Consider the following 23,896-nt stretch of genomic DNA (forward strand, 5'->3'; position numbering starts at 1 on the left):
GACGGCAAGCACATCCCGGGGGCCAACGCCGGCGGCAACCGACCATCTTCGGCCATGAGCCGTCATTTGCGCCCATTGTCGCGCCGACGTTCGAATGGCGGCTCCGCCGAGCGAATCCGCCGTTGCAATTGGTGGGCCGCAGCACGGACGATCGCGAACTGGCGCGCCGAGCCCGGATAACGTTCACTGATAGCGACCGCACGACGCACACTCAAACGTACGCGAAAACGACGTGTTGGTAACAATGTTGTCAAGTCGCATTTATCCGTATTAAGTTCGCGAGGGCGTTTCCTACACTTTTAAAACGAATGTAGTAATCGCTTTCGTCGCCGTTTAGCTGTGCTGGCTGAGTACGACGTCGCAGAGCAATGCTCACATTGATTTGTGGTCCAGAGTATTGCGACATGGCCTTTGCTTCCCTGTATGGAGGCCTGCGGGGTCGCGGTCCGTGACTTCTTGCTTTCACACGAACGGTGGACGAGAAATGGAAGATATCGACGTCAATGCAATTGCGGTGAAGCTGTCTGAAGCCCTCCTCGGAGCGACAGACATCCCGGGCCTGAGTGCTGTGGGTACTGCGATTATTGGCCACTTGTTTCCTTCTCAAGAAAAGCCGCCGTCATATTTCACTGAGGTCTACCAGCAAATAAGAAACATCGTTCACGAGGAGTTGGTGGCGAACGACATTAGCAACGTCAACAACTTCATCAATGGCGTGGTGAGCTGGGTGCGCGCAGACTACAGTGTGCTCAAGGACGAGCCAGATCACAAAGCTGAGGCAGCCAAAAACCTTGACAACTACAACAACGATTTCTTCACAAAAGTCTTGAGCGTGCTCTACGCTTATCCGGAAGCTTCCTTTTCTGTCTTTTTGGTAGGTGCCGGTGTCCATATGGCGTTGTTGCAAGAACTTGCGCTCACCGACGCGCAGCCGGCCAGCCCGCTTGAATCAGCGTACGTCAGGATATTGCGCGGCCGCGCAGATGAATACGTTCGCCACGTCAGAGAAGTGTGGCCCAGAATTGTGCAAAAGCGAAGGGATGCATTCTCGTTCAACGTGGAGCGGACTTTGGTGACGGTAGGGTGGAATCCCGACGGGCCCTTACCTCCCGACACTTACTACTACGTCTCGTGGGCCGACGCTACCACCGGGCAGTCGAACAGACGCGGAGCGAGCGAGTCAGAACGAGGGCGGGTGTGTGATGAGATGCATGCCGAGATGGCGGCGCGGCAACAGGCGGCCGTTGAGAAACTAGCCAACGATCTTGGCGCTCCGGAGACAATTGCCACGAACTGGGAGCGTCTGCGGCAGAACCCCCTGCCGACTGTGGAGTTGCCGGGAAATACAGTTACCGTTCGGATTGGGACGTCGGCTAAAGGCTTTGACGTAGAACACATGTATGCGCTTTTTCGCAAGACGCCGTCCCACGGCAACTGGCCGGGAGGTTTCGATGTAAAAGCGGGCTCGCCTGTGCAATCGCTTCGCGTCTATTGTGATGGCGACAAAATGGTCGGGCTGAAATGGACCTTTTTTGACGGAACGGAGCATGGCGTCGCCGACACCGCGGACCACCACGCGTCAACAACTGTCCATTTCCAGCGCGGAGAAACGCTGCAGACGTTCACCCTGTGGATGACCGGTTACAGCGGCGGCGCCGGCTGCCCTTTTGGACTTGAACTGACAACCAGTACTGGCCAACATTTTTCCGCCAATGCGAGGGACTGGCCAGTTCAGCTAGACGACGTGAAGGGTCGCTGTCTTATGGGGTTTCATGGCGGCACGCATGGCCCGCAAAATCCGTTCGTTAGTGCGCTCGGTCTGTGGTTGAGCCCGACTTTCGACGAGTTTCTCGCGATGCCTCGGTATCCTGCACCTTTGCCATCCGTGCACTTAGAGGGCGTAGAGCCCACCTACGCGACCGTTGAGCCAGCGCAGCCCGCCGGAAATTGCGGCTTCCGGGTCATCGTGATTGACGGCGCTAACCCGTCCAACAGCAATGCAATTCGCCTGAATCGGTATTTTTCAACCCCAAACGTTCCTTACTGGCTCTATGCCAACAGCATGGCCGAGGTCTACAAGGATATCCATTCGGCGATCAAAGGAAAACTCGACCAAAGCGCGAACCTGCTCATCGTTGCCAGCTTCGGGATGGACCTTCATCTTGTGCCGACCGATGAGATGGTACGACTGCTTCAGTCGGCCGGCGCGGGAGAGCACCTGCAGACGTGGCGCAAGCTCGCCAAGATACCGACGGATTGGTCCGGGGATAGTTTGTGCAACTATGTGCTGGCAGGCTATTTCGGCGGTAACGAGGGCGTGGGTGTTGACCAGTTTGAAGTTGGACTCAGCCTAAAGCTTGAGGCTGTCATGGTTCCCCCTCTCAAGCGGGCTAGCCCTAAGCAGGTCGGATCTGGCGGTTCCAATGGGAGTCACTGAAGAGCGTCGGAGGGCGGCTACGCAAAGCTCAGGTAAGTGGCGCTCCGCAAGCCCAAGACAGCGAGATCTTTCCTGGAGATCGGCGCAACCAAGCCGGCGAAACGAGATGCCTCGCAAATCGTGAGATGGCGAGGCTAGGAGTGGCTTACGCGAGGTCGTGCGCTCCTCCTTATTGAAGCGCAAACGTTGCCACGGCGGTCCCGTTGCCAGCCATGAGCGCCAATGCTTCCGCGCCAGACCGGCCAGCGACGGTGATTTTGTTGCAGCGGACAGCCGTGTATCTCGCTCGGACAGACCTGAACGTGGAGAGTGCGATGGCGCCTGCGCCGCTCGCTTCCGCGAAGCCTTTGTTTCGCTGGTCACCTATAACTATTACTGGCAACTCCCAACAATAGTAACGGTCGAGTGAGCTCCGTTTGTGGGAGACGGGAATTTTACATTGCCGACGGAGCTGCATAAAGTAGCTATGTATCAGAGTGCGCATCTCTGGAGGACGGAAAGCGAATGGCACAGTCGGATTCTTCTTCTCAGCGCACATTACGCGTCGGTGTTCTCGTTGACTGGAAGAGGTCAAGCAGGACAAGTGCATGGCAACCAGTACTCGAGAGGATGGCGGATCGGAACCTACCGCTGTACGTCACCGAGTATCGGGTCGCGGACTTAATCGTGGCAAACCCCGATGGAAGCAAGCCGACAGGACTTGGGGCAATTGCAAGTGAAGATGTGCTCATCGTCAACTGGGACGCCGCCAACGGAGACCCCGAGTTTGGCGCACATCTCCTCATGGCGTGGCTGCGGCATCGGAGACCTGAAATCCTGTTGTGGCTCCGCCGTGGAAATGTATTAATCATCGAGTCCCAGGCAACGTTCGGGGTGCCTACTCGAGACGCTTATGACGCGGCAGTGGGCCGAGATGAGCTTCCAACGTGCGGGCTGCCCGACCCGCTGCAACCACTTACGTTCAAGAAACGCGTCGGGGCAAAATGTGTCAAGAGCGCCGCATTCCCCGTATCCAACGGCTTTGGTAACGTCGATTCACCTTTGGAGGTCCACAGTGCGAACCAGCCAGACAAGATGTTCCCCGCATCCGCGACTCGGTTGCTCACGACGGAGTTGCACGATTTCCACTGGGAAGACGCTCTCTACCGCGGCTGGTTCCGCCGGCGGCTTTTGCGAAGCCCAGAACTGCCGTGGGTAACGCTCGTAACCACCGCGACCAAACCCAAACACTCTACCCTCGAAGCGGCAAAAATTGATCGTGGCACGATTTTCGCGACCACGATGATGCTGGCTAATACCGGTCAGGATCGACTGATTGAGGCGATGCTGCGTTGCGCTCATGGCAATGATCACCTCCCTAAGCCGACAGAATGGATTGGGACATTTCGAAAGTGGTGGATGACAATTCTGACTGTCATTAGTGGTTCAGCCGTCACATGGTTTTTGGCGGGGCCGGGCAAAATCATCGGGAGCGCGCTGACCACGCTGCAGCTACCCACTGACTTCATACTCAGCAAGGACCTTTTGAAGTGGGGCTTTGTTTTTGGCGGGGGATTGGCTATTGGAGTTGTAAGGCACTGCTTGGCCGGCATTCGACGTTCCATTCGCGACTATCTCGGCTATTGATTTCGCGTGAATCGCGTCAGACGACTGTAGGAACAAGGAAATGGCGACTGCGGCAACCTTTATCGATCGCTTCAGCCTTCTTGAGCACACCATGGGAGCGCGCCGTCGGCCTGGACTCGTGATGGAATTCGGTGTGTTCGAAGGCGAGACGCTCCGTTTCATCGCGGACCGCTGCGGTGACGTGGTACACGGCTTCGACTCTTTCGAAGGACTACCAGCGGATTGGCGGCCTGGCTTTCCGAGGGGCTCGTTCGCTTGTGCGCCATTGCAACCGCACCCGCACCAGACGGAAATTCACGTAGGCTTGTTTGAGCGTTCGCTTCCTCGCTTTTTGGCGAGACACCGCGCGTCGATCTCTTTTCTGCACATCGATTGCGATTTGTACGAGTCGACTCGCACCATCTTCTGTCTTTGCGGCGACCGTATTGTGCGGAACACCGTAATCGTCTTCGACGAGTTTTGGGGTTTCCCGGGTTGGCAACATCACGAGTTCAGAGCTTTCACCGAGTTTCTTATCGATCAGCGACGCGCCTGCGAGCTCCTAGGCCGTGTGAGGGGCGGCGAGCAGGCCGCCTTCGTCATGCGGAACTGATTGACCGGATTTCAGTTCCCGCAAGGCTTGGTCGTTCATGACCGTGGGCGAGCCTGGACTGCGGGTCGATAAAGAGCGATACAGCCTCGGCAGACTTCCCCGACAAGTTTGGCTCAGGCATGACTGACAGTCCACCGACACACTTCTAAAGCATATCGACGGCTCCTCCCCAAATATCGGCGATAAAGCGGGCGGCCGGGGGAAGTTGTACTGCGGCTCGGACATGCCCAGCGAGTACGCCTGAACAGCACCCCGAAACGCCGTCCGCCTCTCCTTCCGACCGCGACCAGCCGTCATAATGTTCGCCTTCGCACTCCTGCCAAACCGCGGAGTGCTGTCCCTGGGAGAAGCTCGCCTGGATGACCGGACCAGGCTGTTAGCTGCATTCGGGCCACTGGCAACACGAACGTCGGGAGTGGGTCGCAATTTGCCAGTCGTGAGCTGCCATGCTACGCGTCAGCAGAAGTTCTTGCTGACCGTCGTCAGTCCGCCAAGCAGATGGGACATATCGACGAGTCGCTGCGCGACCAGGTGCCGGACTTCGCCCTCGCATTGCCAGGTGCCGTACACCGCGAGCAAGGCCGCGCCCAACGCTTCACGGCGTTGCTTCTCGAGCAGCGACGGCCATACGATGACATTGACGTTGCCGGTTTCGTCCTCGAGCGTCACGAACATGACGCCTTTTGCTGTCCCGGGTCGTTGCCGTACGGTCACGAGCCCACAGCCTCGCGCCAGACGGCCGTTTCGATAGCCCCGCAAGGTTGAAGCCGGCATTAACCGTTGTTCAAGCAGTGCCGGCCTCAGCAGCGACAACGGATGGCGCCCGAGTGTTAGTCCCGCAGTGTTGTAGTCGCTCACGATCTCCTGCGCCTCCGACGGCGTTCCAAGCGTCGGCGTCTCATCGTCGATCCGGGTATCGGCCAGGATGTCGCGGTCGGGTACTGCAGCCGCAGACTGCCATAGCGCCTCGCGCCGATTTCCTGCCAGTGACCGGAGCGTGTTCGCTGCCGCGAGCACCTGCAGGTCGCGGCGATCGAGCTGCGCGCGGCGCGCCAAGTCGCTCACGCTCATGAACGGCTTCACCGCGCGTGCCGTTTCGATCCGCTCCGCCGCGCCCTCGCGCATGCCCTTGAGCAACGAACGCCCGAGTCGTACGAGTGGCTTGTCAGGCTTCTTGTGGCCTGGCCGCTTTTCCAGCACAGAATCCCATCCGCTGATGGTCACGTCGATTGGTGCCATCTCGACACCATGACGCCGCGCGTCTTGCACCAGCTGAGAGGGCGAGTAAAAGCCCATCGGCTGAGAGTTGAGCATGGCGGCCAGGAACGCGGCGGGCTCATGGCACTTGAGCCAGCTGCTCGCATAGACGAGCAGCGCAAAGCTCGCAGCATGACTCTCCGGAAAGCCATACTCGCCGAATCCCTTGATCTGCTCGAAGATCGCTTCCGCGAAAGCCTGGTCGTAACCGCGCGCTTGCATGCCGCCGACGATGCGATCGTAGTATTGCTGCAAACCGCCTTTGCGCTTCCATGCCGCCATCGCGCGCCGCAGCTGATCGGCTTCGCCCGGCGTGAAGCCTGCAGCCAGGATCGCCACTTGCATGACCTGCTCCTGGAAGATCGGCACGCCGAGCGTACGGCCCAGCGCGATTTCCAATTCCTTGCTGGGATAGGTGACCGGTTCGAGCTTCTGGCGCCGCCGCAGGTAAGGGTGCACGGCGCCGCCCTGAATCGGCCCCGGCCGCACGATCGCCACTTCGATCACGAGATCGTAAAACTCTCTGGGCTGCATGCGGGGCAGCATGCTCATCTGCGCGCGTGACTCGATCTGGAAGACACCGACCGTGTCGGCGCGGGAGATCATCTCGTAGGTGGCCGCATCTTCTGCCGGAATGTCCTGCATTTCGAAGCGTTCGCCACGTTGCTCAGAGACAATATCGAGCGTGCGTCGAATCGCGGACAACATGCCGAGGGCGAGCACGTCGATTTTCAGTAGGCCGAGCGCTTCGAGGTCGTCCTTATCCCACTGGATCGCGCTGCGCTCCGGCATCGCCGCATTCTCGACGGGCACCAGCCGTGTGAGCTTGCCGCGACTGATCACAAAGCCGCCCGAGTGCTGCGACAGATGGCGAGGAAAGTTGAGGATCTGCGCCGCCAGATTCGCCCACATGGCAATCAGCGGATTGGCAGGATCGAGGCCTGACTCTTCGAATCGACGCAGGAGATCCTGCGAGTGATCGAACCACTGATGACTTTTCGCGACCTTGTCGACGATCTGCGGATCGATGCCGAGCGCCTTGCCGGTTTCCCGCAGAGCGCCGCGCGGTCGGTAGGTGGACACCGCTGCGGCGATCGCCGCTCGCTCCCGTCCATACTTGCGGTAGATGTACTGGATGACCTCTTCGCGCCGTTGGTGTTCGAAATCGACATCGATGTCGGGCGGCTCGCCGCGCTCCTTGCTGATGAAGCGCTCGAACAGCATGTTGCCGCGGGATGGATCGACTTCAGTGACCCCCAGGCAATAGCACACCGCGCTGTTCGCCGCCGACCCTCGGCCCTGACAGAGGATGTGCTGGCTGCGCGCGAAGCGCACGATGTCATAGACGGTGAGGAAGACGCTTCATAACGCAGTTCGCGAATGAGCTGCAGCTCATGCTCGATTTGTTGCTGCACGTTGTGCGGAACGCCAGCAGGGAAGCGCCGGTGCGCGCCGATATACGTCTCCTGCCGGAGATAGGCCTCGTGCGTATAGCCTTCGGGGACGAGTTCGTCGGGATACTCGTAGCGCAGTTCGTCCAGCGAGAAGCGGCAGCGCGCGAGAATTCTCAACGTTTCGGCAATCGCATGCGGCGGATAAAGGTTCGCGAGCCGTAAGCGAGAACGCAGATGCTGTTCGGCATTGGGCGCGAGCTCATAGCCGCATTCGGCGACGGGTTTGCCGACGCGAATCGCCGTCATGGTGTCTTGCAGGGGCTTGCGCGAGCGCACGTGCATGACGACGTTGCCGGTGGCCACGATCGGTATCCCGGCTCGCAACGCCACCTGTTCAACGATGCCGCGATGGATGTCGTCCATCGCCCGCTGATGCAGCGTGAGCCCGATCCACGCACGCGCCGGGAACGTCTGGCGCAGCCAGTCGACGTGCGCAGTCAGCGTCGCTTCGTTCGCCGGAAAGTCCGGCACCAGGATCGCAAGGCAGTCTGGAGCGCCCTTTAAATGCGAGTAGCTTGGTTCCGGCCGGGCAAGATCGTCGGGTGTCAGCACGTAGCTGCCCTTGGCCGCCCGCATGCGCGCCAGCGTGATGAGTTCGCACAGGTTGCCGTAACCTTCGCGGTTCTGCGCGAGCAAGATCAGGCCAAACGCGGGGCCAAGAGTGGGGCCAAAAGCGGGGCGGTTCTTGGGACCGCCATCCGCACCGTGACGCGCATGAACCAGACGAAAATACGAGCCGATGACGAGCGGCAGCTTTTCTTCCTTGGCCTGAACATGCGCGCGCACGACGCCCGCAACCGAGCACTCGTCGGTGATGGCCAGTCCCGCGTAGCCGAGTTGCGACGCGCGCAGCACCAGCTCTTCACCGTGCGATGCACCGTGCAGGAACGAGAAGTTACTGAACGCGAAAAGCTCCGCGTAGTCGGGCAGGGCCGATGAAGGAAACTCCACAATGCCACCTGCTTGTCCGCTTAGCCAAACAGGCCGTGGAGGAACCAGCGCGTTTCCTCGGTCTTGACGCTCGGCCGTTCGCGGTAGATCCAGTAGCAGCTTTTATCGTCCGCTTCCGCAACAAAATAATCGCGCGTCACCAGCGCGCCGTCATGCCATCCGGCTTCGATGCGTTCGCCGGTCGACACGAGCTTGAGCGGCGAGCCATAGAACGGACGATGATTCTTGACCATCAACCGCAACGGCAGGTGGAGCAGCCAGGTGGGCCGCGGCAGATCATCAGGCGCGGGAAGGACGGAGGGCGAGGGGCGCGCGGCGTGCGTCCTTGGGCTGCCTTGCACGGGCACCCACTGATTGGCGTGTTCGGGGCGATGATCGGGCGCGGGCGCGGGCCGCAGCACATTCTCGGGACCCAGGCGCGCAGCCAGTAACTCCAGCAGCCGGTTATGGTCTTGCGCGGATCCACCGGGCTCGGGGAACAGCGAATCGCTGGGCGGTTCAGCCGCGCGCACGTCCGAGGCGGTCAGCCGCACGGCGATCACCGCGGCTTCGAGCTCGGTGCGCCCGAGTCGCTCTTTTAGGAGACGCACCAGGTGCTCTTCATGCCAGGTTGGCTCGGCAAGCGCAATCTCAATGAGCGTCGGCTCGATAGCCTGCCGTCCGCGTTCATGCTCGAGGGTGATCGTGGCATGCGTGAGCGCCAGTTGCTGGGCGGTGAGCCATCCGCACAGTTGCACGACGAGTCGCCGCGCGGAAGAGAGAATGGCTTCGGCATGCTCGACGCGATCAGGCAGCTCGACGCGTGCGCTGAAGGTCGGCGGCAGTTCGAGCCATTCGTGCAGTTCAGGCGCTAGGCCATAGGCCCGGTCCAGGGAATCGAGTAGGTCCACCCCACACCTTTTCTTCAAACCTGCACGAGGCAGGCGTTGGATATCACCCAGGACGCGGCAGCCCAGTCCACTGAACCAGTCGGCGAACGGCCGCAGCTCCGGCACCACCATGAACGGCAAGGCGCCCAAGTGACGTTCAAGCGAACGCATCTTGAGCACCCGCCGGCGGCCCGCCTTGGCGAGGAGCCAGGCGCCGCGGCCGGTGGGTGCGACGCTCATGCGTGCGGTGACACCGATGGTCTTGACGACGTCCATGATGTCCCGGCACACGCGCAGGATGCCGCCGAAGAGTCGCAAGCTCGCAGTGACGTCGACGACGATGGTTTCCTCTTCGCACACGGCCACCTGCGGTGAAAAACGCAGCAGCGCGATGGCCACCTCGCGCTGCATTTCGTGTTCGCGCTCCGGGCTGCGATCGCACATCAGCGCCTCCGGCGCGAGCGTCGTGACCCCACCGCGCTTCATCCCCACGCGCACGCCCCCGTCGCTTGCCACCGAATCGAGCACGATGACCTTGTCGCGCTCGAGCACCACGCTCCCGTACTCAGACGGAGGCGACCACCTTGGTCTGAACACCTCCAGCGACAGCCGGGGCAAGTGAATGGCGACGAATACGGCCATAGGGACTCAGCAAGATCGGCGACGGTTGTAAGGTGACGGTCAAGGGCTCAGTTCGGTTGGGGCCGCGTCGTTTAATCATGTCGACTGCAATCCCGCCCTCTGCCGGTCGCACGCCAAGCCGTAAGCTCGCCGGCGACGCATCCTGGGCGCTGGCAAGCGGACGCACCAGAATCAGCAACGTCTCGGTCGCCTGAGCGGCCAGATGCAAGCGTCGCAACGCCTCGGAGCGGATGTGCTGTTGCCAGAACAGCAGCGCACCGCAACTGCCGGCCTGCAGCACGCGCTCCGCGCACCACAAGGCGTCCGCTGTTTCCGACGCACGCAGCCACATCAGCTTTTCCAGCGGCAGGCCGAGATACGAGAACGCCAACGCATTCGGCACGTGCGGCGCCTGCAGCAGCACAACGGGCCGCTGAGCGTGCCGACCCTGATGAGCCAGGCGCGCGAGCGCCGGACGCAGCAGACGCATCTCACCGACGCCGGGCTGCTGGACGAGCAATTCGACCAGTGCACCCAGCGGCCAGCCGCCGCCCGGCAACTCCGCCGACAACGCCGCGTAGCCGGTGTCGACGGTCTTTCCGTAGGCACGCGCCAACTGCGATCCGAGCCACAGGTTCGGATGAATGGACTCGACATGTTTGAGCAGGGCCGCCATTGTGCATAAGTACTGTATATATGTACAGTACTTTACCTCGAAATCCGCAACGCGGTATTGCGCCCTTTTTTGTCGCTGCGGCCCGGCAGGGCGACTATCCTGATTCGTTACTGCGCTGGGGAAACCAGACGGCGCTGGCAGGGCCAATCGGTAACAAAACCATGGCGGCGCCTCTGGCCGCGTGCGGAAATGCAACGTCATGTTGATTCCGGCCCCTGCGCCCGCAATTGCCATGGAGCGTTGCAATCGAAGCGAGCAACGCCATCAGGAAACGAAGCAAAGGAAACGAAACGACGTATGGCCGGATCAGATATCAACGATGTGATGGATGGGTCGGACGCGCGCGCCGAGTTGCTGTGCTTCCTGGTCGCGACCGTGGCGGCCTCCCATTCGCTCACGTATGAGTGGCGAGTCGATCATCTCGTGGAGAGCTGCCGCCTCTGGCTGCGACGCAACCACCTCTGGATGGATTGGCTCGAGCGCGTGCGCCTCGGCCAACTGGCGCTTAAGATCGCCAAACGAGATCTGAAAGGCGCCGGCATCGCAGTGCGGCAGTCGAACGTCCAGGCGCTCTTCACGGGTGACATGCAACTCAACTATTCGTGCACCGTCATCAAGAAGATGCTGGCGCTTTGCAAAGAGGCGCTCTGACGTACGGCGCCTTGGCGTTCGCCATCACAACACTGGGGAATCTGACGGATGTGTTACTCAGCGCAAATCCAGGCCGACTATCGGCGCTACGTGAAGATGTTCGGCGCACAGATGGACATCCGTGAGTTCGCGCGACTGTTCTGGGAGCGCGCCGAGGGCAGCAAGGCAAAGGTCCCCAAAGCGATGGAAGACGCCTTCCGTGAACCTCAGACCGATGACGAGCGCCAGATCAAGACGTTCATCGATCGGTACAACGCGGAACAGGCGACCAAGGTCGAGCAGGAACTCTTCAAGCAGCGAACGCGACTGGCCGATGCTGAGCGCACGCTGCAGACGAAGACGACCAAAGCGGCGACCGAAAGTAAGCGCATCGCCACGGACAAGATCGATGCGGCGTTGCGGCGCCTGACCGACCTTAGTCGCAGCGAGCCGGAGCCCCGTGACTCGCGCATTTTTCCCGGCTACTACGCGCCGGTCCTCGTGGTCGAAGACGGGCAGTATCTCGTTAAGCCAATGCGCTATCAATGCCGCATCGCGGGCAAACCTGCGAACTACGACATCAAATATCCAGGGACATACAACGCGCGGCGCGACAGCCTGGACAAGTTCTGGAAGCCGTGTTTTGGCTATACGCACGGCCTGCTGCTCGTCGACGTCTTTTATGAGAACGTCACGCGCGCGAAGTGCGAGAACACCTTGTTCGAGGAGCATGACGGACCGCAGGCGCCGGGCGAGAACGTCGTTCTCGAGTTTCGTCCCGACAACGGCCAGCTGCTGATGGTCGCGTGCCTGTGGTCCAAGTGGACGGCGCCCGGTCAGCCGGATCTTTTGTCGTTCGCCGCCATCACCGACGAGCCGCCGGCCGAGGTCGAAGCCGCGGGCCATGATCGCTGCATCGTGCCGATCAAGCGAGCGCACGTCGACGCCTGGTTGAATCCGCAGGCGTCCGACCTCGCCGCGCTCGATGCCATCCTGGAAGATCGAGACCGGCCGTACTACGAGCATCGGCTCGCGGCGTGAAGGTGGCGTTGGTGGCGTTGGTTGCGTAGTGGCGATCAGCGGTGATGCTTGTCCGGCGATGCTTGGCTGGAAACCTCGGAACGCTCCTTGCTCGACTGTCGTTGTTCTTTTCTCAAGAGAGGCGACGATGGCAGGTGACAACTCGTATAAGCCCGGTGAAATCGTCAAGGTGTCGGGTATCTATTCGGTGGTTCACGACGATGGCAAAGACACCTTCGAAGTGACGTGTGTGGAGGGCGAGCACTTCCCGCCGACGCGCAGCGGCAAAGGCGCTCACTTCGAGCTGAAATACGGGGCGACCCATTCGCATAAGCATGGGGAACTGAAGGGCACCGAGGCGCGCGGTTAGGTACGATCTACCGTGTGAAGTGCTGCTTGTCTAGCGCTTCATGCCGACCGCCCGGCGCATCGCGGCGGTGATTCCTTGCCGCGTGCGCCAGTAGCCTTCCCACGGATCGGTGGTGAGCGTCCGTTGTCGGTGGATGGCTTGCGCCATCGTCCATTGGTCGCCGCTCCTCACGTCATTCAGCTCGTCCCATGAGACCGGCATCGACACCGCCATGCCGGGGCGTGCGCGCACGGAAAATGCGGCGACCGTGCTCGCGCTTCGACCGTTGCGCAAATAGTCGATGAAGATCTTGCCCACTCGATTCTTCGGACCGAGGACTGCTGAAAAACGCTGCGGCACCACGCGTGTCATGTGCTGGGCGACCGCTTGCGAGAACAGTTTCACTTCGTCCCATCCCTGTCGCCGGTTGAGCGGCACGACAATGTGAAAGCCCTTGCCGCCGCTGGTCTTCGCGAACGAGCGCAATCCCAGCTCATCCAGCACCACTTTCACGAGCGCTGCCGCTTCCAACATGGCCGACCATGGCAAGGCTGGGTCGGGATCGAGATCGAAGATGACGCGATCCGGATGCTCCAGATCAGGCGCCGCGCCATTCCATGAGTGAATCTCGACGACGCTCATCTGAGCGAGTCCGACCAGCGCGTCCGCGGTATTCGCCACCAGCAGCGGCTTGTGTCCCGGATACAGACTGACGGGCAGCTCTTCGATGCCGGGAATGCGGGCGCGCTCGGAGTGCTTCTGAAAAAATAGCTCGCCGGCAATGCCGTCGGGCGCGCGCACGAGCGCAAGGGGTCGGGCATGCAGATAGGGCAGGGCCCACTTGGCGATCGCGTCGTAGTAACGCACGATGTCGAGCTTGGTGCGGCCTGACGCCTGATCCATCACGCGCTGCGGGTTGCTGATCTTGATGTCGCCCACGATGACCGTTCCGCGCGGACCGGGCCTTTCGCGGGTCGAGCCGATTTGCTCGGGACCCTCGACCCGCGGTTCGGCGATGACCTTTTCTTCCGTCACCGCACGGGCAGGCTTGTCTTCGCGCAGCGCATGAAAGACCGGATGGCGGACTTCACCGTTGGGCGTCCATTCCAGAAAGGCGACCTCCGCCACGATGTCAGGCTTGAGCCAGTAAAACTCGCGATCGCGCTCGGGTTCCGGCGCGTTATAGAAGGCCGGTTGCGCCTGCTGCAAAGCCTGAGCGCGCTTGCTGAAGGCAGCGCTTCGCCCGGGCGTGAGGTGGGGTGCAACGTGCCCGGCGTACCGGAGGGCGCCACCTGGATCGTAGACGCCCAGCAACAAGGAGCGCACGCCTGATTTCGCGCCCTTCACCCGCGAGAACCCGCCGACCACGAACTCTTGTCTCAGATTGCACTTGAGCTTGATCCAGTCGTTGGAGCGTCCGGACCGGTAGGGCGCGTCGGCCCGCTTGCCGATAATGCCTTCGAGCTGCATCTTGCAGGCGGACGCCACGAGCGAGGCCGGATCCTCGGCGAAATCGTCCGAATAACGCAGGAGCGGGTTTTCAACGCTTTTCATCAACTCGTGGAGCAATGCACGGCGCTTTCGCAACGGCTGTTCACGGATGTCGGTGCCGTTAAGCCAGAGAAGGTCGAAGACGAAGAGAACGATGTCAGCTGTACTGCGCCGGTCGAATGCGTTCTGCAGTGCATTGAAGTCGGGCTTGCCCGTCGCATCAAGGACGACCGCCTCGCCGTCAATCCATGCGGTGTCGGCGGGTATGGCCTCAAGTGCAGCGCGCAGCCGCGGCATGCGCTCAGTCCAGTCGTGGCCGTTGCGCGTGACCAACTTGACGTCGCCCCGTTCGATGCGCGCGAGCATGCGATAGCCGTCGAACTTGATCTCGTAGGACCAGTCGCCTTCGCCAGGATGACGTTCAACCAGCGTCGCCATTTGCGGCTCGATCAGCGCCGGCATTCCGCCAGGCAGCGCGTCAGGTGCGCGCACGCGTGTCGCGCGTGAACCGCTCCAGCGCCCCATCTCAGTCGTCCGCGCCCGGCGGCAAGCCACCGCCGTCATCAGCGTCATCGGCGTCATCGTCCTTCCAATAAAGATTCGGCGGATGAAGTGCCTGCATCGTGTCGATTCCCGCCATCTGGAGGGCTGCATCAATGCACTGGAGTTCGCGATCGAAGCGCATGGGCCAGCGCGACGGCGGTTCATCGTCGCCTAATAGCGTCATGCCGTCATGGATGACGAGCGCATATCGTGCAACCAGCAGTGCATCGACGAGCTGGGCTTCCCGTTTGACTCGTTCCAAGAATGTAGTCGCTTTCATGGCGGCGCCTCCCGCACTTAATTACGCAAGCGTTGCGCCCGGGGGAACCGGGAACGACGAGGCGTTGCACATCTAAGACAGCTCGGAACAGGAATTCCAGGTGAGCGATAAGGGTTTATTTTGGGGTTGTCTACTCCATGTCCACCGATATGGATTTTGCCCGCTCAACTGAGCGGGTTTTCTTTGCGTCTGTTTGCGTCCACCGAGCCGCAGTTGCCGCTCCCATACATCGACGCGGATCGCTCGTTGTACTAACGATTGCAGGCGCGACGTACCATTAAAGGTAATCCTAATAATACGAGTCATCAGGATTAGAACAGGGCGAGGGCGGTCGTCAGGGTTCGTGGACGAGCCTTGCCGAGGCCATTCGCGCCCCGGCTGCCGAACGTTCCTGCATGCTGAGCACGTCGATCATACTCAGCGGCGTGCGCACGTTCGTAGCCGTCTGATCGCCTTACCAAGCGGGCGTACCGATGCGATCTCTCATCAAGGAAACAAGCTTCCGGATCTGATAATACGGATGATCATGCGTTTCCTCTCGTTGGGTTGAACGGGTGATCTTACTGAACAACGGCGCGTCGGTTGGCCTTCGCCTCCTATTGGGCGGATGCGCCTCGGCTCCGACTGATGTAGGTCTCGGATCGTCGAAAGTCAGCGTTACGCTTGAGTCGAGAAGCCGAACAAACTAACCGCATTCTCCACGAGAAGCCTGCGCCGGGTCGTCTCGCTCGGCGCCCATGCCTTTACGAGCGAGAAATCCCGCACCTCATCCTCTTGTCTGAACGGCTCAATGTCCGTCGGCTTGGCATCTCCGCGCCGTTCTGTCGCGCCCGTGTGCGGCCAGTCCGATCCCCATACCACCTGTGCGGGCGCGGCTTCGACAAGTGCATGACCGATCGGCGCCGTGTCCGGATACGGAGCACGCTCCGAGATCCGGTACGGCGCGGACAACTTTACGAAGGCCTTGCCACTCGCCATCAGACCGGTCAGCGCGCTGAACCCGTCCTGCTGTGCGCCTTTCGCTGCCTTGGCAAACCCGAAGTGATCGAGCACCACGGGATGCGGCTGCGCCTGAATACGCGGCGCTAGTGCCTGGATGACTGGCAGCGCCGCAAAGATCTGGATCACCGCGGGGCGTCCGCGAAGCGTCTCGACCGTATCGGAAAGACGCCGATACGCGCCGTCCACATCATGGTTCTGCCCGACTTCCAGGTTGATGCGCATACCGCACACGCCCGCGCCGATTAGGTCGTCGACCTGCTGTGCGGAGAACGACTTGTCGATCACCGCGATGCCGCGCGCCGACTTGCCAAGTTGCGTCAGCGCGTCAAGCAGACACGCATTGTCGGTGCCGTAGACGCTCGGCTGGACGACGACCGTGCGCTGCACACCGATCGACGCATGAAAGCGACGAAGGTCAGCAACCGTCGCGGGCGGCGGCATATAGCGGCGCTTGGGCGAATACGCGAAGCGCGCCGGATCAAACACGTGACAATGCGAATCCACCACGCCTGCGGGCACCCGGAACCCAACGGGCGAGACGGCGGCAGTCGCCTTCGCCAATGCATTATCGAAGCCGAACAGCGATGCTGCCCCGGCAGCAAAGAGAAATCCGCGTCTATCCATCATCGAACTGTCTCCATCGTTATGGTTATGGTTGAGCGCTCATTCGTCTTTCACGAGGAGTCGAAGGCATCCGGTCAGCAACGTCGACACGATAAGCATCGCCGCCATGCCGAGCATGCCCATCGAGAAGGAGCCGGTCTGGTCCTTGAGCCAGCCCACGAGGAACGGTCCTGCGAAGCCGCCGAATGTACCGACCGAGTTGATGAAGGCCAAACCGCCCGCTGCTGCCGCGCCGGAAAGAAAGCGCGTTGGAATGCTCCAGAACACAGCGCGCGCAGTGGTCACGCCGATGACGGCGACCGTGATGCCGATCATCGCCGGCCAGAAGGCGTTCAGCAGCGCCGCGACGGTCATGCCGCCGGCCGCGAGCAGACAGGTCAGGAACAAATTGAGTATCTTCTTGCCGCTGCGGTCGACGGCGCGCGCCCACGTCAGCATTGCGACAGTTGCGAAGATGTAAGGCACCGACGAAACGAGGCTGATGGCGGATATCGAAAGCCCGTGCGACTTGAGGATCGTCGGCAGCCAAATGCCGATGCCGTATGAACCCATGACGAAGCCAAACTGGATCGCGGTCAGGATCAGCACGCGCGAGTCTCTCAGAGCGGCGCCGAGGTGCTTCTTCTCCTTCTCACGGCGCTCCGACGCCAGCATGTCGATCAACGCCTGACGCTCGGGCTCGGAGAGCCACGTAGCTTGCGTGGGATTGTCGCGCAACTTCAACAGCACAACCACCCCGATGATCGATGCCGGCAGTCCTTGCAGGATGAACATCCACTTCCATCCGGCGAGGCCCAGAATCCCGTCCATGTTGAGCAAAAACCCTGAAAGCGGACCGCTCAGGATCGACGAGACCGGCACGCCGACCATAAACCACGCCAGCATGCGCGTGCGGTACTTCGCTGGAAACCAGCATGCCAGATAGAACGTGACGCCCGGAAAGAAGCCAGCTTCCGCCACGCCCAGCACAAAGCGCGCAAAGTAGAAGCTCTTCGGCCCGACTGCGAGCGCAGTCGCGGCAGCGGCCAGACCCCACGTGATCATGATGCGCGCGAGCCAGCGGCGCGCGCCAAAGCGATACAGCATGAGGTTGCTCGGCACTTCGAGCAGGCAGTATCCTGCGAAAAGAATGCCCGCGCCCCAGCCAAACTCCGTCGCAGACAGGCCGAGGTCTGCGTTCATGCTGAGCGCGGCAAAACCAACGCTCGTCCGATCGATGTAGTTGAAGATGAACGCGAGTGTCAGCAGCGGAAGCAGCCGCCACGCCGTCTTAGCTACGGCCTGTTGTTGTAATGCTTCGTCGCTCGCGGGCGCGAGCGTCGCGGATTGTGCATGCAATGCGGATGTCATGACTTGTCTCCTGCCAAATACGGATGTCGGTCGCGCGAGGCGTCAGAACTTGTGTCGAATGCCGACTCTGACGGCGACCTGATTGCTCGTCGTCGAAGGCGTCATGCCGGTGATCGTCGCGACGGCGGGTTGATTGAGCGAATCGGTGCCGCTCGCGTGCTCGTAGACCGCGACTGAGTACACGTCCGTGCGCTTCGAAAGGAAGTAGTCCGCGCCAAGGCTCGCAAGCTCGTACTTCGCGCCGTCGCGCCCAGCGGCGCCACTGCCCTTCGTGTAATCGAAAGCCGCGCCGAAGAGCAACGCGGGCGTGAGCTGCCACTTCGCGTTGACTTCGACGTTGTGGAAGTACGCCGTGCCCGTATAGCCGAGAGGATTTGGCCCGGACGACGACCCGAGATCCTGATAACGCGTGTTCGAATACGCGACACCGAGCGTCGCGGGACCGATTGCATATGCTGCGGCAACCGCCGCGATCTGCAGGCTCTTCGCCGATGCGAAACCCGCGTACACCGGATTGCTCTGCGGCGACGTCGCCGAGCCGAAGCTGCCAAGATTGTTCGTCGTCGCCGGGCCACCGTTCGGATTCGAGCCGTAGAAGGACGTGTTGGGATTGCGCGCGTTCAGATAGCCTGCGCCAACTGACAGCGGTCCGTTCGCGTAGCCCGCGCCGACGGACCAGATGCTGTTCGTACCAAAGGATCCCGCCACCCCGCCGAAGCTGTACAGCCCGGCGAACGTGAAGCCTCCCATCGTCGGCGATGTGTACTTGACGGAATTGTTGATGCGGCGGGTGTTCGAAGCGTTGTCGAGATCGCCTGGATGCTCGGCCATGTAGCCGCCCCACTGCGGCGCGGCGAGCAGCGGCGCATAGAAATCGACCACTTCGTCGTACTGACGCCCGACCGTCACTTTGCCGTAGCTGCTCGCGACGCCGACCCACGACTGCCGCCCGAACTCGGCGCCGCCCTGCCCGAGCGTGCCGTTATTAACGTTGAAGCCGTTCTCGAGCACAAAGATCGCCGTATAGCCGCCGCCAAGATCTTCGACGCCTTTCAAGCCCCAGCGGCTGCCTTGCAGGCCGCCCGTGCCGCCGTCCATCACCGACCATTGCTGGCCGCCTCTGAAGCCGCTCGCCGTGCGGCCGGTCTGCGCGTTGTTGAGGTAGTTGAGGCCGATATCGACGATACCGTACAGCGTGACCGTGCTCTGCGCATGTGCCGCGAGGCAGGGCAAGAGCAAGGCGGCGGGTGCGAGTTTTTTCAACAAGATGGTGTCTCCGTGGGATATGTTGTGTTTTGGTTCCGTCGATGGCGCTCAGGCTTCCTGCGAGACGGATTCACCGGTCAAGCTCGACAGCACGTAAGGCAGGATGCCGCCGTGGCTGAAGTACGTTGCTTCGATCTGCGTGTCGATGCGCGCGAGCAGCGTGACCTCGCGACGCGTGCCATCGGCGCGCGTTATGACGAGCGTCACATGCTGCAGCGGCTGCACGCCGTTCTCAATGTCGGTGATGTCGAACGTTTCGCTGCCATCGAGGCCGAGCGATTGCGCACTGTCATCGCCGATGAATTGCAGCGGCAGCACGCCCAAGCCCGCCAGATTGCTGCGATGAATGCGCTCGAAGCTGCGCGCGATCACGGCCTTTACGCCCAGCAAACGAGTGCCCTTCGCGGCCCAGTCGCGGCTCGATCCCGTGCCGTACTCCTCGCCCGCGACGATGATCGAAGGCGTACCCGCGTCGATGTAACGGCGCGATGCATCGAAAATCGTCACGCGCTCGCCGCTCGGCTGGTGCAGCGTGTAGGGCCCTTCATCAGCGGCGCCGTCGGCTTTCGCGGGCAGCATTAGGTTCTTCAGGCGCACGTTGGCGAACGTGCCGCGCACCATCACTTCGAAATGGCCGCGCCGTGCGCCGTACGTGTTGAAGTCCTTTTGCGCGACGCCGTGCGCGGTGAGCCATTCGCCGGCGGGCGAGTGCTTCGCAATCGAGCCGGCCGGGCTGATGTGGTCCGTCGTGATCGAGTTGCCGAGGATCGCGAGCGCGCGCGCACCTTGGATGTTCGCTGCGGCTTGCGCGTCGCTGAAGAAGTCCGGTTCCGCCGCGTAGGTCGACTCAGGCCAGTCGTAAACTGCCCCTTCGCCGCTCTTAATGTCGTTCCACAGGTCGTGGCCGGCGGTGAAGTCGGCATAAAGACTCGCATAGTGGCTCGGATTCGCCGCGTAGCCGCTCAGTGCCTTGATCTCGTGGTTGGTGGGCCAGATATCGGCAAGCATCACCGGCTTGCCATCGCTACCGACGCCGAGCGGCTCCGATGTCAAGTCAATGCGCGTCGTGCCTGCCAGCGCGAACGCGACGACGAGCGGCGGGCTCGCCAGGAAATTCGCGCGCAGATTGCCGTGAATGCGCGCCTCGAAGTTGCGATTGCCGGAGAGGACTGCGCTGCACACCAGGTCTTTCGATACAACGGCTTCCTCGAGCGCGGGATCGAGCGGCCCGATGTTGCCCACGCACGCGCCGCATCCGTATGCTGCAATACCGAAGCCGAGTTGTTCAAGCGGATCAGTGAGGCCCGCGTCTCTCAAATATGCGGTCACGACGCGCGAACCGGGCGTAAAGAGCGTCTTGACCCAGGGTTTCGCCTTCAGCCCGCGTTGCAGGGCTTTCTGCGCGACGAGCCCTGCCGCCACCAACAGCTCGGGATTTGACGTATTTGTGCACGATGTGATCGCCGCGACGAGCACATCGCCATGACCGATCTCGTATTGCTCGACGGGACCGGGCGCCCCAGCCGGTGCCGCCGATACCGCGTGACGCTCATCGAGCTGCGCTGCCGTCTTCCCGTAGCCGCCGCTCTTCGCGTCCTGAAGCATCACTTCGTCGAACCGGTGTCCGAGCCGCGAAAGATCGACGCGATCCTGCGGGCGCTTCGGACCGGAGACGCTCGGCTTGATTTTGCCGAGATCGATCCGGATGACACTCGAATAGTCGACGTCGCCCGCTCGCGGCGCGCCGAACAGCCCTTGCGCCGTGAAGTAATCGCGGATCAGCTCGACTTGCGCATTGCTGCGGCCGGTCTGACGGTAGTACGTCAGCGTGTTCTCGTCGATCGGGAAGAAGCCGCTCGTCGCGCCATACTCCGGCGCCATGTTTGCGATGGTCGCACGGTCGGTTGCGCTCAGCGACGCGGCGCCATCGCCGAAAAATTCGACCAGCTTGCCGACCACCTTCGCGGCGCGCAGTGTTTCGGTGACTTGCAGCACGGCATCGGTGGCGGTCACGCCGGCCGCGAGCGCGCCGGTCAGTTCGACGCCAACCACATCAGGCATCAGCATGTAGACCGGCTGCCCCAGCATGCCCGCTTCCGCCTCGATGCCGCCCACGCCCCAGCCGAGCACGCCGATCCCGTTGATCATCGTCGTATGCGAATCGGTGCCGACGAGCGTATCCGGGAACACGACCCCATCCTTTTCGATGACGCCCTGCGCAAGGTATTCAAGATTGATCTGATGACAAATGCCGATGCCCGGCGGCACGACCTTGAACGTCTCGAACGCCTGCATGCCCCACTTCATCAGTTCGTAACGCTCGCGATTGCGCGCGAATTCGACTTCCATGTTTCGACGCAACGCGTTCGGCACGTTGGAAAACTCGGTCTGCACCGAATGATCGACAACGAGATGCACAGGCACGAGCGGCTCGACGGTTTTGGGATCAGCGTTGCGCTTTTGCGCCTGGCTGCGCATCGCGGCGAGGTCCGTCAATAGCGGAATCCCGGTGAAATCTTGCAATAGCACGCGGCCGACGACGAACGGGATCTCGTTCTCGCGCGGCGCGTTCGGCTTCCAGTTGGCAAGCTCCGTCACGTGCGAGTCGAGCACTTTCGCGCCGTCGCAATTGCGCAGCACCGATTCCAGCAGAATTCGGATAACCACCGGCAAGCGGTCGATGTTGTCGAAGCCTCGAGCCGCTAATGCGGACAGCGAGTGATAGCGGACAGCTTGCTTGTCTAGCGTACGGACGCAATCGAAGGCGCCAGCGCGGGGTGAGGCCATGATGATGTTCTCTCTGGAATTGCGGGGAATGTTTGCCGGTCAGAACTTGAAGAGGCTCGTCGGCGTGTCGTTAAGGATGGTCTGGCGGTCCTGCGCGTGAGGAATCCACTCATCGAGCGCGGCGCGCTGGGTCGCGTACTCCTGCGTCGCTTCGTATTGCGTGAACGGCCAGTCGCTCGCCCAGAGCAGACGTTGCGGACCGAACGCATCACGCAGAAGCGGTGCTGCCTGCTTCGCGATTTCGAAGCTCGTCCGATACGCCCCGGACAGCTTCACCCACACGCGGCCGCTCCCGCCGAACGTGAGCAGGCGGCGAAAGCCAACGTCGCTCGTGCCTTGCTGCCGGTCTGGCATACCGAAGTGATCAACAACGACGTTCACGCCCGCATCGACCAGTGGCGTCAGCGAGTCAGAGAGGCGCGCGGCGCGGTCGTTAATTTCGATGTGCCACTTACGCCTCGCGCATTCCGCCACGGCTTCCTTCCACGCTCCGATCGTGAAGTCTGGAACCGGCAGATTGCCCGTTAGATTCACGCGCACGCCGACCACGCCGGCCGCCTCAAACGCGTCGAACTGATCGAGATCCGTTTGCGGATCCACCGCGACGACACCCCGAAGTCGCGCGGGCTGCGCGCGCAGGCATTCGAGCAAATACGTGTTGTTGTTGCCAAGCACGCTAACCGCAATGAGCACGCCGCGCGTGATGCCGTTTGCATCGAGGTGCGCGAGATAGGCGTCGAGTGGCGCGTCGTAGTCCGGTGTAAACCGGCGCGAGTCGATGAACCTAAGGCTGCGATGAAAAACGTGGGCATGCGTGTCGACTGACATTAGCGCTCTCGTGACTGACTCAATTTGACGATTTACCGTCGAAAACGCAATCAGATTAAAATTGGCGGATGTCTTTGTCAACACGAAAACGCAATGTACGCGTCGCTGAGGGCGCAAAAAAAAGCCGCCCGAAGGCGGCTGCGTAGGCCTGAACGGCAAGACGTATGGTTTACCCGCTTACGCTTCGACCTGGTGGCTTTCCTTGTTTTGCTCTCGCTCGAAGACCTCGACGACGGCCTTCTTCGTGCGCGCGGCGTCGATATGTCGCCGCAGCAGACTGGCTGCACCGATGAAGTCGCCGCCCTCGATTGCATCGAGAATATCGATGTGCTCCTGCGCCAGCGCACGCCGTGGCAATTGCTGCCTAGCCTGCCGGTATTCGGCGAGTCGCCGCATCTGGTCAAGGCGGCGCAGCGTTTGCAGTGCGAAGCGGTTGCCTGACCACGCGGCGATGGTTTCGTGCAGTCGCGCGTTCGATTCGAAGCGCTCGGTAGCCGTCATCGCTTCGTACCCGCCGTCCAGAATCGCTTGCTGCTCGCGGCGCAACTCTCGCAATTCATCTAAATTGGGCCGGAACTTTGGGCTCAGGATGCCCGCCGGCTCGATCGCCGCACGCAGCGAATACATGTCGTCATAGGCCTCGAGCGAATCGATCATAGGAAGGAAGCGCCAGCCGTAGCCAGCCTCCTTTTCAGCCCAGCCCTCGCTGTGCGCGCGCACCAGCACTTTGCGAATATCGCCCCGCGAAGCTTCCAAGATGCGCGTCAGGTCGGCCTCCGTCACGGACTCAGGAATCTCCCCACGAAACCGCGCATCAGCGAGCCGCAGATAGAGCGGGTCGTCGGCGGAATTGACCTGCTCGAGTACATCGGCCGGCAGCTCGTCGAACGACGACTCGACGGAATAACCGCGATTCTTGCTGTAGCGCATGACGCCCGCCTCGACGAGCCGGTCCAGCGCCACACGGACCGGCGAACGCGACGTGCCGATGAGCTTGGCGAGTGTCCATTCGGGCAGGTGTGTGCCTGCGGGCAGCCGTTCACGGCGGACGTAGGCGATGATTTCGCGCAGCGCCTTTTGCTGACTGAGGGTGAGATCGGAGGTCATGTTCGTAACGCAACGTGGCAGCTTGTTGAACTATAACCCGCGCGGTTGGCGCTTAGGAGCGTATTCGCAAAAGGTGCAACAAAATCCTTGCGCGTGGTTTGCGTTTGTTATTAAATAAACGCAACTAAAGAGATTA

General features: G+C 61.4%; 16 protein-coding genes and 1 pseudogene. 6 read left to right on the plus strand and 11 right to left on the minus strand.

The window, feature by feature from the left end:
- Window positions 1–484: 484 nt before the first annotated feature.
- The 3 genes from NCR37_RS27865 (at window position 485) to NCR37_RS27875 (ending at window position 4,655) form a co-directional block, all read left to right on the plus strand.
- On the plus strand, window positions 485–2,437 hold the full coding sequence (locus tag NCR37_RS27865; RefSeq protein WP_250476042.1) for a hypothetical protein: 1,953 nt from the start codon (window positions 485–487) through the stop codon (window positions 2,435–2,437).
- A 504-nt stretch (window positions 2,438–2,941) separates the two neighbouring features.
- The gene (locus tag NCR37_RS27870) at window positions 2,942–4,063 is read left to right on the plus strand and encodes a hypothetical protein (protein WP_250476043.1); all 1,122 of its coding nucleotides are present in this window, start codon (window positions 2,942–2,944) and stop codon (window positions 4,061–4,063) included.
- A 40-nt stretch (window positions 4,064–4,103) separates the two neighbouring features.
- Window positions 4,104–4,655, plus strand: a complete 552-nt coding sequence (locus NCR37_RS27875) for a class I SAM-dependent methyltransferase (RefSeq protein ID WP_250476044.1) — start codon at window positions 4,104–4,106, stop codon at window positions 4,653–4,655.
- Window positions 4,656–5,111: 456 nt separating this feature from the next.
- Here the strand turns inward: NCR37_RS27875 and NCR37_RS27880 are convergent.
- The 3 genes and pseudogenes from NCR37_RS27880 to imuA all read right to left on the minus strand — a co-directional run bounded on the left by NCR37_RS27880 (window position 5,112) and on the right by imuA (window position 10,483).
- Window positions 5,112–8,317: pseudogene (locus NCR37_RS27880) on the minus strand (error-prone DNA polymerase).
- Between the two features lie 20 nt (window positions 8,318–8,337).
- A complete protein-coding gene (locus NCR37_RS27885; protein WP_250476045.1) occupies window positions 8,338–9,828 on the minus strand; it encodes a Y-family DNA polymerase in 1,491 nt (496 codons plus the stop codon).
- Window positions 9,752–10,483 (minus strand): translesion DNA synthesis-associated protein ImuA, encoded by a 732-nt coding sequence (imuA, locus tag NCR37_RS27890; protein ID WP_250476046.1) that lies wholly within the window; start codon window positions 10,481–10,483, stop codon window positions 9,752–9,754. Before imuA ends, NCR37_RS27885 begins: the two co-directional genes overlap by 77 nt.
- 324 nt (window positions 10,484–10,807) lie before the next feature.
- Here imuA and NCR37_RS27895 point away from each other — a divergent pair, with 324 nt between their 5' ends.
- The 3 genes from NCR37_RS27895 (at window position 10,808) to NCR37_RS27905 (ending at window position 12,503) form a co-directional block, all read left to right on the plus strand.
- Complete coding sequence (locus NCR37_RS27895) at window positions 10,808–11,134, plus strand: hypothetical protein (RefSeq protein ID WP_502800607.1); 327 nt, start codon at window positions 10,808–10,810, stop codon at window positions 11,132–11,134.
- A gap of 48 nt (window positions 11,135–11,182) precedes the next feature.
- Entirely contained in the window at window positions 11,183–12,154 is a 972-nt protein-coding gene (locus NCR37_RS27900) for an SOS response-associated peptidase family protein (RefSeq protein WP_250476048.1), read from the plus strand.
- A gap of 127 nt (window positions 12,155–12,281) precedes the next feature.
- A complete protein-coding gene (locus NCR37_RS27905) occupies window positions 12,282–12,503 on the plus strand; it encodes a hypothetical protein (protein ID WP_040048707.1) in 222 nt (73 codons plus the stop codon).
- 30 nt (window positions 12,504–12,533) lie between these two features.
- Here NCR37_RS27905 and ligD read toward each other — a convergent pair whose 3' ends face one another.
- The 8 genes from ligD to NCR37_RS27945 form a co-directional block, all read right to left on the minus strand.
- On the minus strand, window positions 12,534–14,498 hold the full coding sequence (gene ligD / locus NCR37_RS27910; protein WP_250476073.1) for a DNA ligase D: 1,965 nt from the start codon (window positions 14,496–14,498) through the stop codon (window positions 12,534–12,536).
- A gap of 1 nt (window position 14,499) precedes the next feature.
- Window positions 14,500–14,796 (minus strand): hypothetical protein, encoded by a 297-nt coding sequence (locus NCR37_RS27915; RefSeq protein ID WP_250476049.1) that lies wholly within the window; start codon window positions 14,794–14,796, stop codon window positions 14,500–14,502.
- Between the two features lie 657 nt (window positions 14,797–15,453).
- Window positions 15,454–16,425 carry an amidohydrolase family protein gene (locus NCR37_RS27920; protein ID WP_250476050.1) on the minus strand — a complete coding sequence of 324 codons (972 nt, stop codon included), beginning with the start codon at window positions 16,423–16,425 and terminating at the stop codon, window positions 15,454–15,456.
- A gap of 36 nt (window positions 16,426–16,461) precedes the next feature.
- Window positions 16,462–17,772: an MFS transporter gene (locus tag NCR37_RS27925; RefSeq protein WP_250476051.1), complete on the minus strand. Its 1,311-nt coding sequence runs from the start codon at window positions 17,770–17,772 to the stop codon at window positions 16,462–16,464.
- Between the two features lie 42 nt (window positions 17,773–17,814).
- Complete coding sequence (locus NCR37_RS27930) at window positions 17,815–19,035, minus strand: porin (RefSeq protein WP_502800608.1); 1,221 nt, start codon at window positions 19,033–19,035, stop codon at window positions 17,815–17,817.
- Window positions 19,036–19,086: 51 nt separating this feature from the next.
- Entirely contained in the window at window positions 19,087–21,825 is a 2,739-nt protein-coding gene (gene acnA, locus NCR37_RS27935; RefSeq protein ID WP_250476053.1) for an aconitate hydratase AcnA, read from the minus strand.
- A gap of 39 nt (window positions 21,826–21,864) precedes the next feature.
- Entirely contained in the window at window positions 21,865–22,653 is a 789-nt protein-coding gene (locus NCR37_RS27940) for an amidohydrolase family protein (RefSeq protein WP_250476054.1), read from the minus strand.
- 177 nt (window positions 22,654–22,830) lie between these two features.
- On the minus strand, window positions 22,831–23,760 hold the full coding sequence (locus tag NCR37_RS27945) for a GntR family transcriptional regulator (RefSeq protein WP_250476055.1): 930 nt from the start codon (window positions 23,758–23,760) through the stop codon (window positions 22,831–22,833).
- Between the last annotated feature and the right edge of the window lie 136 nt (window positions 23,761–23,896).

The sequence above is a fragment of the Caballeronia sp. GAFFF1 genome, from assembly GCF_023630705.1.
Classification (GTDB): domain Bacteria; phylum Pseudomonadota; class Gammaproteobacteria; order Burkholderiales; family Burkholderiaceae; genus Caballeronia.